The 13,260-nt window shown below is 64.5% G+C and carries 11 protein-coding genes and 2 tRNA genes; all 13 read left to right on the top strand.

Annotation, left to right across the window (positions count from 1 at the left end; translation table 11 throughout):
* The first annotated feature begins 97 nt into the window (after window positions 1-97).
* On the top strand, window positions 98-625 hold the full coding sequence (gene nuoE, locus ACTXG9_RS05050; protein ID WP_014647867.1) for an NADH-quinone oxidoreductase subunit NuoE: 528 nt from the start codon (window positions 98-100) through the stop codon (window positions 623-625).
* A 4-nt stretch (window positions 626-629) separates the two neighbouring features.
* Window positions 630-1,970 (top strand): NADH-quinone oxidoreductase subunit NuoF, encoded by a 1,341-nt coding sequence (gene nuoF, locus ACTXG9_RS05045; RefSeq protein WP_456115523.1) that lies wholly within the window; start codon window positions 630-632, stop codon window positions 1,968-1,970.
* Window positions 1,967-4,201 (top strand): NADH-quinone oxidoreductase subunit NuoG, encoded by a 2,235-nt coding sequence (gene nuoG / locus ACTXG9_RS05040; protein WP_021202064.1) that lies wholly within the window; start codon window positions 1,967-1,969, stop codon window positions 4,199-4,201. The genes nuoF and nuoG overlap by 4 nt, the downstream gene beginning before the upstream one ends.
* Window positions 4,198-5,292: an NADH-quinone oxidoreductase subunit NuoH gene (gene nuoH, locus ACTXG9_RS05035; RefSeq protein WP_058982298.1), complete on the top strand. Its 1,095-nt coding sequence runs from the start codon at window positions 4,198-4,200 to the stop codon at window positions 5,290-5,292. Before nuoG ends, nuoH begins: the two co-directional genes overlap by 4 nt.
* A gap of 4 nt (window positions 5,293-5,296) precedes the next feature.
* Window positions 5,297-5,785: an NADH-quinone oxidoreductase subunit NuoI gene (gene nuoI, locus ACTXG9_RS05030; RefSeq protein ID WP_005410456.1), complete on the top strand. Its 489-nt coding sequence runs from the start codon at window positions 5,297-5,299 to the stop codon at window positions 5,783-5,785.
* A gap of 9 nt (window positions 5,786-5,794) precedes the next feature.
* A complete protein-coding gene (locus ACTXG9_RS05025; protein ID WP_019660582.1) occupies window positions 5,795-6,451 on the top strand; it encodes an NADH-quinone oxidoreductase subunit J in 657 nt (218 codons plus the stop codon).
* Window positions 6,448-6,753 carry an NADH-quinone oxidoreductase subunit NuoK gene (gene nuoK, locus ACTXG9_RS05020; RefSeq protein WP_005417921.1) on the top strand — a complete coding sequence of 102 codons (306 nt, stop codon included), beginning with the start codon at window positions 6,448-6,450 and terminating at the stop codon, window positions 6,751-6,753. The genes ACTXG9_RS05025 and nuoK overlap by 4 nt, the downstream gene beginning before the upstream one ends.
* Window positions 6,754-6,760: 7 nt before the next feature.
* Window positions 6,761-8,929 (top strand): NADH-quinone oxidoreductase subunit L, encoded by a 2,169-nt coding sequence (gene nuoL / locus ACTXG9_RS05015; RefSeq protein WP_019660581.1) that lies wholly within the window; start codon window positions 6,761-6,763, stop codon window positions 8,927-8,929.
* 23 nt (window positions 8,930-8,952) lie between these two features.
* A complete protein-coding gene (locus ACTXG9_RS05010) occupies window positions 8,953-10,461 on the top strand; it encodes an NADH-quinone oxidoreductase subunit M (RefSeq protein ID WP_019660580.1) in 1,509 nt (502 codons plus the stop codon).
* 15 nt (window positions 10,462-10,476) lie between these two features.
* A complete protein-coding gene (gene nuoN, locus ACTXG9_RS05005; protein ID WP_019660579.1) occupies window positions 10,477-11,937 on the top strand; it encodes an NADH-quinone oxidoreductase subunit NuoN in 1,461 nt (486 codons plus the stop codon).
* Window positions 11,938-12,064: 127 nt separating this feature from the next.
* Window positions 12,065-12,141 (top strand) — tRNA-Met (locus tag ACTXG9_RS05000).
* 82 nt (window positions 12,142-12,223) lie between these two features.
* Window positions 12,224-12,300: transfer RNA gene (locus ACTXG9_RS04995), tRNA-Met, on the top strand.
* 367 nt (window positions 12,301-12,667) lie between these two features.
* Window positions 12,668-13,258 (top strand): ribosome maturation factor RimP, encoded by a 591-nt coding sequence (gene rimP / locus ACTXG9_RS04990; RefSeq protein ID WP_019660578.1) that lies wholly within the window; start codon window positions 12,668-12,670, stop codon window positions 13,256-13,258.
* Window positions 13,259-13,260: the final 2 nt, after the last annotated feature.

The raw sequence follows: 13,260 nt of genomic DNA, 5'->3' as shown, positions 1-13,260 counted from the left end.
TGCCGTCCGCTACGCCAACGCCCGCTGCAGGCAGCCGGCGCAAGCCGGCGCCGCAGTTTCTGGAATTTCACGTTATGCATTTCGCTGAGGTCGGCCGATGAAGGCGACAGGTAATTTCGAGGCGGCGCGCGACGTCGACCCGATGGTGGTGCTGAGCGACAAGACCCGCGCTCACATCGATCACTGGCTGTCCAAGTTCCCGCCGGATCGCAAGCGCTCTGCCGTGCTGCAGGGCCTGCATGCGGCCCAGGAGCAGAACCAGGGCTGGCTGACCGACGAGCTGATCGCCGCCGTGGCCAAGTACCTGGACCTGCCGCCGGTCTGGGCCTACGAGGTCGCCAGCTTCTACTCGATGTTCGAGACCGAGAAGGTGGGCCGCAACAACGTGGCCATCTGCACCAACATCAGCTGCTGGCTCAATGGCGCCGAAGACATCGTGCGCCACTGCGAGAAGAAGCTGGGCATCAAGCACGGTGAATCGACCCCGGATGGCCGCGTCTACCTCAAGCGCGAGGAAGAGTGCCTGGCAGGCTGCGGCGGCGCACCGATGATGGTCATCAACGGTCACTACCATGAGCGTCTGACCCTGGAAAAGGTCGACGAGCTGCTGGACGGGCTGGAGTAAGGGCATGGCACATCACCACGAATCCAAGGGTCCGGTCGGCCCCGCGCCGCTGCCGCACCAGGTGGTCTACACCACCCTGCATTACGACACCCCGTGGTCGTACGAAAGCTACCTGAAGACCGGTGGTTACGCCGCCCTGCGCAAGATCCTCGAAGAGAAGATCCCGCCGGAGCAGGTCATCGAGATGGTCAAGGCCTCGGGCCTGCGCGGCCGCGGTGGCGCAGGCTTCCCGACCGGCCTGAAGTGGTCCTTCATGCCCAAGGGCAACATGCAGAAGTACATCCTCTGCAACTCGGACGAATCCGAGCCGGGCACCTGCAAGGACCGCGACATCCTGCGCTACAACCCGCACTCGGTGGTGGAGGGCATGGCGATCGCCTGCTACGCCACCGGTTCGACCGTGGGCTACAACTACCTGCGCGGTGAGTTCCACCACGAGCCGTTCGAGCACTTCGAGCAGGCCCTGGCCGACGCCTATGCGAACGGCTGGCTGGGCAAGAACATCCTCGGCAGCGGCGTGGACATCGACATCTACGGTGCGCTGGGCGCCGGCGCCTACATCTGCGGTGAAGAAACCGCGCTGATGGAATCGCTGGAAGGCAAGAAGGGCCAGCCGCGCTACAAGCCGCCGTTCCCGGCAAACTTCGGCCTCTACGGCAAGCCGTCGACGATCAACAACACCGAAACCTACGGTTCGGTGCCGGCGATCATCCGCAACGGCCCGGAGTGGTTCAAGGGCCTGAGCCTGACCGCCAACGGCGGCCCGAAGTGCTTCTCGGTGTCCGGCTGCGTGCAGAACGGCGGCAACTTTGAAGTACCGCTGGGCACCACCTTCGACGACCTGCTGGAAATGGCCGGTGGCCTGCGTCCGGGCCGCAAGCTCAAGGGCGCGATTCCGGGCGGCGTGTCGATGCCGGTGCTGACCGCGGCCGAGCTGAAGGGCCTGCCGATGGACTACGACACCATCCGTGCGCTGGGCTCCGGCCTGGGTTCGGGGGCCATCGTGGTGCTCGACGACAGCGTCTGCTGCGTCAAGTTCGCCTGCCGCATCAGCCAGTTCTTCCACAAGGAATCGTGCGGCCAGTGCACGCCGTGCCGTGAAGGTACCGGCTGGATGCACCGCGTGCTGGAGCGCATCGTCGCCGGCAGGGCCACGATGGAAGACCTGCACCAGCTGAAGGCGGTGGCCGGCCAGATCGAAGGCCACACCATCTGTGCGTTCGGTGAAGCGGCTGCATGGCCCATCCAGGGCTTCCTGCGCCAGTTCTGGGACGAATTCGAGTACTACATCGTCAACGGTCATTCGATGGTTGACGGCAAGAAGGTGGAGGCAGCCGCCGCATGAGCGCGCAACCCGTAAACCCGAACGTGCCACCAGACCACGTGACCATCGAGATCGATGGCAAGTCGCTGGTCGTGCCCAAGGGTTCGATGATCATCCAGGCAGCCGACAAGGCCGGCATTCCGATTCCGCGCTTCTGCTACCACGAGAAGCTGCCGATCGCCGCCAACTGCCGCATGTGCCTGGTGGACGTGGAGAAGTCGCCGAAGCCGGCGCCGGCCTGCGCTACCCCGGTGATGGACGGCATGAAGGTCGCCACCCGCAGTGAGAAGGCACTGAAGTTCCAGCGCTCGGTGATGGAGTTCCTGCTCATCAACCATCCGCTGGACTGCCCGATCTGCGATCAGGGCGGCGAGTGCGAACTGCAGGACGTATCGCTGGGCTATGGCCGTTCGGTCAGCCGTTTCAACGAGCGCAAGCGCGTGGTGCCGGACGAGGACATGGGGCCGCTGGTGGCCACCGAGATGACCCGTTGCATCCAGTGCACCCGCTGCGTCCGCTTCACCGCCGACGTTGCCGGTACCTACGAACTGGGTGGCATGTACCGCGGTGAGAACCTGCAGATCGGCACCTTCGACGGCAAGCCGCTGACCACCGAGCTGTCGGGCAACGTCGTCGACGTCTGCCCGGTCGGCGCGCTGACCAACAAGGTGTTCCAGTTCCGCGCCCGCCCGTGGGAGCTGACCGCGCGCGAGTCGCTGGGCTACCACGACGCGATGGGTTCGAACCTGTTCCTGCACGTGCGTCGCGGCGAAGTGCTGCGCACCGTGCCGCGCGACAACGAAGCGGTGAACGAGTGCTGGCTGTCCGACCGCGACCGCTACTCGCACCAGGGCCTGTACAGCGAAGACCGCGCGGTCAAGCCGCTGCGCAAGGTCAATGGCGAGTGGAAGGAAGTGAGCTGGGCCGAAGGCCTGGCCGCAGCCGCCGAGATCCTCAAGGCGAACCAGGGCGACAACCTGGGCGTGCTGGTGCATCCGTCGACCTCGAACGAGGAGGGTGCGCTGCTGGCCCGCCTGGCCAAGGGCCTGGGCTCGGGCAACATCGACCACCGCATCAACAACCGCGATTTCTCCGACGCCGCAACCGCCGAAGTGTTCGGCCTGCCGCTGGCCGAGATCGAAGGCGCCGACCGCATCGTCGTCCTGGGCAGCAACATCCGCCACGAACTGCCGCTGCTGCACGCCCGCCTGCGCAAGGCGCAGACCACCAAGGGCGCGAAGATCCACGTCATCAATCCGGTGGACTTCGACTTTGCCTTCAGCATTGCCGGCAAGCAGATCGTCGCACCGTCCAAGTTCGTCGATGCGCTGGCCAGCAGCGAGCTGCGTTCGGCAGTGCAGGGCGGCAACAACACCGTGCTGATCGTCGGTGGCATCGCCGAGAATCACCCGCAGGCTGCCGCGATCCGCGCCGCGGCGCGTGACTTCGCCGCAGCGACCGGTGCCAAGCTGTGCCGCATCCCGCAGGGCGCCAACGCCGTGGGCCTGACCCGCGCCGGCGTGCTGCCGGCCGGCAAGGACGTCGCCGCGATGCTGGCGCAGCCGCGCCAGGCCTACGTGGTGTACGGGCTGGAGCCGGGCCTGGACTTCGCCGATGCACCGGCCGCGCGCAAGGCGCTGGTGGGTGCCCAGGTGGTGGCGTTCAGCCACTTCGCCTGCGCCTCGACCCGCGACGTTGCAGACGTGATCCTGCCGATCGGTGCGCTGCCGGAAATCGATGCCACCCTGACCAACCTCGATGGTCGCGAGCAGTCGGCCCGTGCCGGCGGCAAGCTGCCGGGCGAGGCCCGTGAAGGCTGGCGCGTGCTGCGCGCCCTGGGCGGCGACATGGCGCTGGCCGGTTTCGACTTCACCGACCTGGCCGGACTGCGTGCCAGCCTGGCCCCCGTGTCGGTCAGTATTGCCGCTTCGGCACAGCCGGCGGTTGCCGGTGAGGGACTGGAAGTGGCTTCGACCGCCGCGATCTACCGCACCGATGCGGTGGTCCGTCGCGCGCCGGCGCTGCAGTCGCATCCGCTCAACAACGCCCCGCGCATCGTGCTGAACGCTGAAGATGCCGCTCGCCTGCAGCTGCAGGAAGGGCAGATGGCCAAGGTCGGCACCGATGCCGGCAAGGCCACCCTGCCGGTGGTGGTCGACGCCCGCGTCGCAGCGGGTTCGGTCTGGATTGAATCGGGCCACGGCGCGACCGCGCCGCTGGGTGCCGCTCGCGTATCGGTGGTGGCTGCATGAACGAATTGCTGTTGAACGCGGTCGACCCGCTGCACCAGTGGCTGCTGGGCCTCGGTGACATCGGCGCGCTGATCTGGATCATCCTGAAGATCCTGGTGATCGCCGTTCCGGTGATCATCTCGGTGGCCTTCTACGTGGTCTGGGAACGCAAGCTGATCGGCTGGATGCACGTCCGCCACGGCCCGATGTATGTGGGCATGGGCATCTTCCAGGCCTTCGCCGACGTCTTCAAGCTGCTGTTCAAGGAAGTGGTCCAGCCGAGCAGCGCCAACAAGGCGATCTACCTGCTGGCCCCGCTGATCACCCTGGCCCCGGCCTTCGCGGCCTGGTCGGTGGTCCCCTTCGATTCGCAGATCGTGCTGTCCAACGCCAACGCCGGCCTGCTGTACCTGCTGGCGATGACCTCGCTGGGCATCTACGGCATCATCCTGGCCGGCTGGGCGTCCAACTCGAAGTACGCGTTCCTGGGTGCGATGCGCGCCTCGGCACAGATGATCAGCTACGAAATCGCCATGGGCTTTGCCCTGGTCGGCGTGATGATCGCCTCGGGCAGCCTGAACCTGAGCAACATCGTGATGGCGCAGGCCGGCAGTTCCGGCTTCTTCGACTGGTTCCTGCTGCCTTTGTTCCCGCTGTTCGTCATCTACTGGGTGTCGGGCGTGGCTGAAACCAACCGCGCGCCGTTCGACGTGGTGGAAGGCGAATCGGAAATCGTCGCCGGCCACATGGTCGAGTACTCCGGCGGCGCGTTCGCCCTGTTCTTCCTGGCCGAATACGCGAACATGATCCTGATCAGCTTCCTGATCTCGATCTTCTTCCTCGGCGGCTGGCTGAGCCCGGTCCAGGGCTGGGTCAACTTCGGCGATGTCTCGCCGCTGGTCGACTGGGTCTGGAAGGGCGGCGCGCCGTGGCTGTTCGTCAAGGTGTTCTTCTTCGCCAGTGCCTACATCTGGTTCCGTGCCAGCTTCCCGCGCTTCCGCTACGACCAGATCATGCGCCTGGGCTGGAAGGTCTTCATCCCGCTGGCCATTCTGTGGATCGCGGTTACCGCCGTCATGGTGTTCTTCGGCGTGATTCAAAAGGGCGTCTAAAGTGATGAACAGGATTACCCATTACTTCAAGAGCCTGCTGCTGCTCGAACTGCTGGCGGGCCTCTGGCTGACGCTGAAGTACAGCTTCAAGCCGAAGTACACGATGATGTACCCGATGGAGAAGTTCCCGCAGTCGCCGCGCTTCCGTGGCCTGCACGCGCTGCGCCGTTACCCCAACGGCGAAGAGCGCTGCATTGCCTGCAAGCTGTGCGAAGCGGTGTGCCCGGCGCTGGCCATCACCATCGACTCGGCCAAGCGCGAGGACGGAACCCGCCGCACCACGCGCTACGACATCGACCTGTTCAAGTGCATCTTCTGCGGCTTCTGCGAGGAAAGCTGCCCGGTGGACTCGATCGTCGAAACCCACATCCTCGAGTACCACTTCGAGAATCGTGGCGAAAACATCGTTACCAAGCCGCAGCTGCTGGCCCTGGGCGACCGTCTCGAAAACGAGATCGCCGAGCGTCGTGCCGCCGATGCCGCTTACCGCTGAGGTCGAGAGATGGATTGGGTAAATATCGCTTTCTGGGTGTTCGCCATCGCGGCAACGGTTTCGGCCGGTGCGGTGATCAGCGTGCGCAACCCGGTTCACGCCGTGCTCTGCCTGGTGCTGACCTTCTTCTCCATTGCCTGCGTGTGGCTGCTGGTGGGCGCCGAGTTCCTCGGTGTGGCGCTGGTGCTGGTCTACGTCGGCGCGGTGATGGTGCTGTTCCTGTTCGTGGTGATGATGCTGGACATCGACCCCACCAAGCTGCGTGAGGGCTGGGTGCGCTACCTGCCGGTCGGCCTCATCGTCGCCGTCGCGATGCTGGTGCAGATGCTGATCCTGATCGGCGTCAAGGCGCGTTCGGCCACGCCGTTCCCGGCCGACAACGCCGCTGCGGTCGCCGCCGACACGTCCAACATCACCTGGCTGGCGCGCACGTTGTTCACCGAGTACCTGCTTCCGTTCGAGTTCGCCGCCGTCATCCTGACCGTGGCCGTGGTTGCTGCCGTGATGCTGACCCTGCGTCGCCGCACCGGCGTCAAGAGCCAGAACCCGGGTGAGCAGACCATGGTCAAGGCCGGCCAGCGTCTGCGCATGGTCAAGATGGGTGCCGAGGCCCCGGTCGTGCACAGCAACAGCAAGCCGGCCACCGGCGAGGAGACCCAGCCGTGATTACCCTTGGCCACATCCTTGCGCTTGGCGCGGTGCTGTTCGCCATCAGCCTGGCCGGCATCTTCCTCAACCGGAAGAACGTCATCGTCCTGCTGATGTCGATCGAACTGATGCTGCTGTCGGTGAACATCAACTTCGTCGGCTTCTCGCGCCAGCTGGGCGATCCGTCCGGCCAGCTGTTCGTGTTCTTCATCCTGACCGTCGCCGCCGCGGAAGCCGCCATCGGCCTGGCGATCCTGGTGACCCTGTTCCGTACCCGCCGCACGATCAATGTCGGCGAAGTCGATTCGTTGAAGGGCTGATCCACAGATGGAAATCACTCTCTCCAAGAGTCTGTTGATCGCAGTGGTGCTCGCACCGCTGTTCGGCAGCATCATCGCCGGCCTGTTCGGTCGCCAGGTCAAGCGCTTCGGCGCGCAGACCATCACCATCCTCGGCGTCGCGGTGGCCTGCGGCCTGTCGATGTACACGTTCTACCAGTTGATGTGGGGTGGCGCGCAGCCGTTCAACCAGAACATCTACACGTTCTTTGAAGTCGGCCAGTATTCGGCGCACGTCGGCTTCATGGTCGACAAGCTGACCGCGATGATGATGGTAGTGGTGACCTTCGTGTCGCTGCTGGTCCACATCTACACGATCGGCTACATGCAGGACGACCCGGGCTACCAGCGGTTCTTCAGCTACATCTCGCTGTTCACCTTCTCGATGCTCACCCTGGTGATGAGCAACAATTTCCTGCAGCTGTTCTTCGGCTGGGAAGCGGTGGGCCTGGTGTCGTACCTGCTGATCGGCTTCTGGTTCAAGCGCCCGACCGCGATCTTCGCCAACATGAAGGCGTTCCTGGTCAACCGCGTCGGTGACTTCGGCTTCCTGCTGGGCATCGCCGGCGTGCTGTGGGTGTTCGGCACCCTGGACTACTCGCAGGTGTTCTCGCAGGCCGGCATGCTGGCTGACCCGCGCGCCCAGCTGCAGATCTGGGACGGCACCATCCTGGGCATGCAGCTGCTGAACGAGCCGGTGATCTGGTCGATCGCCACCGTCATCTGCATCTGCCTGTTCATTGGTGCCATGGGCAAGTCGGCCCAGGTCCCGCTGCATGTGTGGCTGCCGGACTCGATGGAAGGCCCGACCCCGATCTCGGCACTGATCCACGCCGCGACGATGGTGACAGCCGGTATCTTCATGGTCACCCGCATGTCACCGCTGTTCGAGCTGTCGCAGACCGCGCTGAACTTCGTGCTGTTCATCGGTGCCACCACCGCGTTCTTCACCGGCCTGATCGGCATCGTGCAGAACGACATCAAGCGCGTCGTCGCGTATTCCACGCTGTCCCAGCTGGGCTACATGACGGTTGCACTGGGCGTGTCGGCCTATTCGGCCGCCGTGTTCCACCTGATGACCCACGCCTTCTTCAAGGCCCTGCTGTTCCTGGGCGCCGGCTCGGTCATCATCGCGATGCACCACGAGCAGGACATGCGCAAGATGGGCGGCCTGCGCAAGTACATGCCGATCACCTTCATCACCATGTGGATCGGTACCCTGGCGCTGGTGGGTACGCCGTTCTTCTCCGGCTTCTACTCGAAGGACACCATCATCGAGGCGGCCGAGCTGCACGCGCACCTGTCCAACAACTGGGTGGCCACCTACGGCTACTGGGCCGTACTGGGCGGCGTGATCGTCACCAGCTTCTACAGCTTCCGCCTGCTGTTCCTGACCTTCCATGGCAAGGAACGATTCCGCGACACGCATGATGACCACGCGCATGGCCATGGCCATGACGAGCACCATGCCGCCGACGCCCACCACGGCGATGCGCATCACGACGACCACGGCCATGGCCACGGTCCTCATGAGCCGCACGAAACCCCGTGGGTGGTGACCCTGCCGCTGATCCTGCTGGCCATCCCTTCGATCGCCATCGGCTTCTTCAGCATCGGTCCGATGCTGTATGGCACCGACTGGGCCGGCCACCACGCGCACGACGCCATCAAGGGACAGGCGCATACGTTCTTCACCGGCATCGTGGACTTCTACGATCCGGCCAAGAACACCATCGGCTTCCTGGGCGAGGAGTTCCATGGCCCGGTCGCGTTCGCGCTGCACGGCATGATGGCGCCGGCGTTCGTGCTGACCGTTGCGGGCTTCCTGCTGGCCGCACTGTTCTACCTGTGGAAGCCGGACCTGTCGGGCAAGGCCCGCAAGACCTTCGCTCCGCTGGTTTCGGTGCTGGAAAACAAGTACGGCTTCGACAAGCTGTGGATCGATGGCTTTGCCGGTGGCAGCGTCAAGCTGGGCAAGGTCTCGCGCTGGATCGACAGCAACATCGTCGACGGCGTGGTCAATCTCTCGGCACGTGTTGTGGACGTCGCAGCCGGCGTGCTGCGTCGTACCCAATCCGGTTTCCTCTATCACTACGCCTTCGCGATGATCATCGGCCTGATTGCCCTGCTGGGCGTGCTGATGCATTACCTGCGTTGATGACCTGTACGGAATAAGAAGACGTGTCGAACTGGCCTCTACTCAGTGTCCTCATCTGGCTGCCGATCATCGGTGGTGCCCTGATTCTTGCGATCCGTGATGCGCAGACCGCCCGCTGGGCGTCGCTGGGCGTAGCGGTGCTGACGTTCGTGGCGAGCCTCTCGCTGCTGAGCGGCTACAACGCGGGAGTCGACGGTCTGCAGTTCGTCGAGACCCACGCCTGGATCCCGGCGTACAAGATCGGCTACAACCTGGGCGTGGACGGCATTGCCGTGGCGCTGATCCTGCTGACCACCCTGGTCAGCGTGCTTGCCCTGATCGGCGCCTGGAGCGCCATCGACAAGCGCGTGAACCAGTACGTGGCGGCCTTCCTTATCCTGGAAGGCGTCACCGTGGGCATCTTTGCTGCGACGGACGCGATGCTGTTCTACGTGTTCTTCGAAGCGATGCTGATTCCGATGTTCCTGATCATCGGTGTCTGGGGCGGCCCGCGCCGCATCTACGCCGCGCTGAAGTTCTTCCTGTACACCTTCCTCGGCTCGGTGCTGATGCTGGTGGCGCTGATCTACCTGTACATGAAGGGCGGAAGCTTCCAGCTGGCCGACCTGTACGCACTGCCGCTGTCGGCCAAGGAACAGACCTGGATCTTCTTCGCCTTCCTGATCGCCTTCGCGGTCAAGGTGCCGATGTTCCCGGTCCACACCTGGCTGCCGGACGCCCACGTGGAAGCGCCGACCGCCGGTTCGGTGATCCTGGCCGCGATCGCCCTGAAGATCGGTGGCTACGGCTTCCTGCGCTTCAACCTGCCGATCGTTCCGGACGCGTCGCAGGAATGGGCCTGGCTGGTGATCGCGTTGTCGCTGATCGCAGTGATCTATGTCGGCCTGGTCGCCCTGGTGCAGGACGACATGAAGAAGCTGATCGCCTACTCGTCGATCGCGCACATGGGCTTTGTCACCCTCGGCACCTTCATCGCCCTGTGGCTGGTGCGTGAAGCCGGCAACGCCGATGCCGCCCGCCTGGGCCTGCAGGGCGCCATGGTGCAGATGATCTCGCACGGCTTCGTGTCCGGCGCCATGTTCTCCTGCGTCGGCGTGCTGTACGACCGCATGCACAGCCGCCGCATCGCCGATTACGGCGGCGTGGTCAACGTGATGCCGTGGTTCGCCACCTTCGCCATGCTGTTCTTCATGGCCAATGCTGGCCTGCCGGGTACCAGCGGTTTCGTCGGCGAGTTCATGGTCATCCTCTCGGCCTTCCAGCGTAATCCGTGGATCGCCCTGGGCGCGGCCACCACCCTGATCATCGGCGCCGCCTACACCCTGTGGCTGTACAAGCGCATCTTCTTCGGCGAAGTGGCCAACAGCCATGTGGCCGAACTGAAGGACATCAACGGCCGCGAATGGCTGGTGCTGGGCGTGTTCGCCATCGGCGTGCTGGCCCTGGGAATCTACCCCAAGCCGCTGACCGACCTGATGGAGCCCTCGATCGCGAAGCTGGCGATGCAGATCGCATCCAGCAAGCTGCTGTAATTCCAGGATTTGATGATGACCACCTCGCCGCTGCTGCCATTGACCGCCGCTGACCTGCCACCGCTCGCTCCCGAGCTGGTGCTGATCGGCAGCGCCTTCGCCCTGATGATCCTCGACCTGTTCGTCAGCAACCGGAACAAGATCGTCACCCACCTGTTCGCGCTCGCTGCGCTGGCCGTGGTGCTGTTCATGCTGGCCACCGGCGTGGGCGGGCAGGGGGAGGTCTTCCATGGCATGTTCGTGCGCGATACCGCCGCGGACGTGATGAAGACCGGGATCGTGCTGCTCAGCGGCCTGACCCTGATCTACGGCTGGCGCTACCTGCGTGACCGCAACCTGTTCCAGGGCGAGATCCCGGTGCTGATCCTGTTCGGTACCGCCGGCATGATGATCCTGGTCTCGGCCGGCAGCCTGCTGATGGTCTACCTGGGCCTGGAGCTGCTGGCGCTGTGCTCCTACGCCCTGGTCGCCAGCAACCGTGAAAACGGCCTGGCCTCGGAAGCGGCGATGAAGTACATCGTGCTGGGCTCGCTGGCCTCGGGCCTGCTGCTGTACGGCATGTCGCTGATCTACGGCGCCACCGGCAGCCTGCACCTGGACGTCATCCGCGATGCCATCCCGCACTCGGAAGAGCGCGTGCTGCTGATCACCGGTGCGGTGTTCATGATCGCCGGCGTCGCCTTCAAGCTGGGCGCCGCGCCGTTCCACATGTGGCTGCCGGACGTCTACCAGGGTGCCCCGGCACCGATCGCGCTGTTCATCAGCTCGGCGCCGAAGCTGGCGGCCTTCGGCATGGCCTACCGCCTGCTGGAAATGGGCGTGGGGCCGCTGTCGACCGAGCTGCAGCTGCTCATTGCCGGCCTGGCCGCAGTCTCGCTGGTCATCGGCAACCTGATGGCCATCGCGCAGAGCAACCTCAAGCGAATGCTGGCGTTCTCCACCGTCTCGCACATCGGCTTCCTGCTGATGGGCATCGCCGGTGGCGGCGCGCAGGGCTATGCCGCCGCGCTGTTCTACGCACTGGCCTACGCCATCATGTCGACCGCTGCCTTCGGTGCGATCATCGCCCTGTCGCGCGCCGGTTTCGAAGCCGAGAACATCGAGGACTTCAAGGGGCTCAACGCCCGCAATCCGTGGATGGCCGGCCTGGTGCTGTGCATCATGGCGTCGCTGGCCGGCATCCCGCCGTTCCTGGGGTTCTGGACCAAGCTGGCGGTGCTGGGCGCGGCCGTCAACGGCGGCCTGCTGTGGCTGGCCATCCTTGGCGTGCTGTGCGCCGTGGTGGGCTGCTTCTACTACCTGCGCGTCATCAAGGTCATGTACTTCGATGAGCCGGTGGGCGAGGCCATGCCGCGCAGCAACGACCGCGTGCTGGGCCTGGTGCTGGGCGTGAACGCGCTGGCACTGCTGGCGCTGGGCCTTGCCTGGAACCCGATCATGGTCTGGTGCCAGCAGGCATTTGCGCATCTTGCATAAAAATTGACACAAAGCTGCGCGATTCGTGTAATATGCGCAGCCTGAGTTGTCACTGCAGCGGTTCAGCCAGAACATCGTTGCGGTAGCCGTCCTCGAAAGAGCGCGGCAACAGTTCAAACACTTCCGGTGCGGGGTGGAGCAGTCTGGCAGCTCGTCGGGCTCATAACCCGAAGGTCGCAGGTTCAAATCCTGCCCCCGCTACCAACGTCGGATCGGCGCCAACCGATTTGATGGATGAGGGAAAGCTTGCATGTTTCGAAGCAATCGCTCATAATTCCGCTCCTGATGCGGGGTGGAGCAGTCTGGCAGCTCGTCGGGCTCATAACCCGAAGGTCGCAGGTTCAAATCCTGCCCCCGCTACCAAGTAAAGAGATCGCCTTCGAAGTCCTCCTTCGAAGGCGTTTTTCTTTGGGCTGTGGCCCGTTTCTGTAGAGTCGAGCCATGCCCGAACTGCCGGTGCGGAAAAGGGGCTGCCCCCAGGCCCGCACCTTGCACCAGCGCGGTGCAGCCGCTATCATCAGCGGCCTAGCAGTACCCCTGAAGGCGGCCTCCCAGCGGGAGTCCGGATCCGGAAGGAGGGCCGCGACCGGCAGGCAATGCAGGTTGCAACCGGAATCCAGTCACCGGAGTCTTTCCGGAAAAGGGGCCCAGCGGGCCCTTTGTCGTTTCCGGGGCGTCATGTTTTCACGCTGGCCAAGGCCGGCACCCAACCAAGAGATCAAGGCAGGCTGTGAGCGACAAGGCAACCGACATCGCGAATCTGCTCGCCCCGACCGTTGTGTCGCTGGGCCTGGAGCTGCTGGGCGTTGAGTATCTGCCGGCCCCCGGCGGTGCGACCCTGCGCCTTTACATCGACGTGCCACTGGCTGAACAGCCCGAGCGCATCATCAATGTCGACGACTGTGAGCGGGTCAGCCGCGAAGTGTCGGCGCAGCTGGACGTCGAAGACCCGATCAGCGGCAATTACACGCTGGAAGTGTCCTCGCCGGGCGTGGATCGCCCGTTGTTCAACCTGGAGCAGTTCGCTCGCCACCAGGGTGAATCGGCCAAGGTCACGCTGAAGCTGCCGCAGGACAACCGTCGTCGCCTGCAGGGGCGTATCGAGGCGACCGACGAGGCTGCGGGCACCATCACCTTCATCGTCGACAAGGCCGAAGTGGTGGTGTCGGCCGACAACATCGACAAGGCACGGATCATGCCCGACTGGGTGGCGCTGGGGCTGGCCCCGAGCAAGCCGACCGGTCCGGCACCGAAGCGTCCGAAGCCGAACACGAATTCTTCTTCCAACGAGCCGGCGGCAAAGAAGCCGCGCGCGGAGTGAGC

The organism is Stenotrophomonas maltophilia group sp. LNF247 (assembly GCF_054083135.1).
Note: the sequence above shows the minus strand (reverse complement) of the source record. Positions and strands in the feature narration are given on the sequence as shown.

Excerpts from the sequence above, each read along its gene's own strand:
- nuoE (WP_014647867.1), top strand. The coding sequence starts at position 98 with ATGAAGGCGACAGGTAATTTCGAGGCGGCGCGCGACGTCGACCCGATG.
- nuoF (WP_456115523.1), top strand. The coding sequence starts at position 630 with ATGGCACATCACCACGAATCCAAGGGTCCGGTCGGCCCCGCGCCGCTG.
- nuoG (WP_021202064.1), top strand. The coding sequence starts at position 1,967 with ATGAGCGCGCAACCCGTAAACCCGAACGTGCCACCAGACCACGTGACC.
- nuoH (WP_058982298.1), top strand. The coding sequence starts at position 4,198 with ATGAACGAATTGCTGTTGAACGCGGTCGACCCGCTGCACCAGTGGCTG.
- nuoI (WP_005410456.1), top strand. The coding sequence starts at position 5,297 with ATGAACAGGATTACCCATTACTTCAAGAGCCTGCTGCTGCTCGAACTG.
- ACTXG9_RS05025 (WP_019660582.1), top strand. The coding sequence starts at position 5,795 with ATGGATTGGGTAAATATCGCTTTCTGGGTGTTCGCCATCGCGGCAACG.
- nuoL (WP_019660581.1), top strand. The coding sequence starts at position 6,761 with ATGGAAATCACTCTCTCCAAGAGTCTGTTGATCGCAGTGGTGCTCGCA.
- nuoN (WP_019660579.1), top strand. The coding sequence starts at position 10,477 with ATGACCACCTCGCCGCTGCTGCCATTGACCGCCGCTGACCTGCCACCG.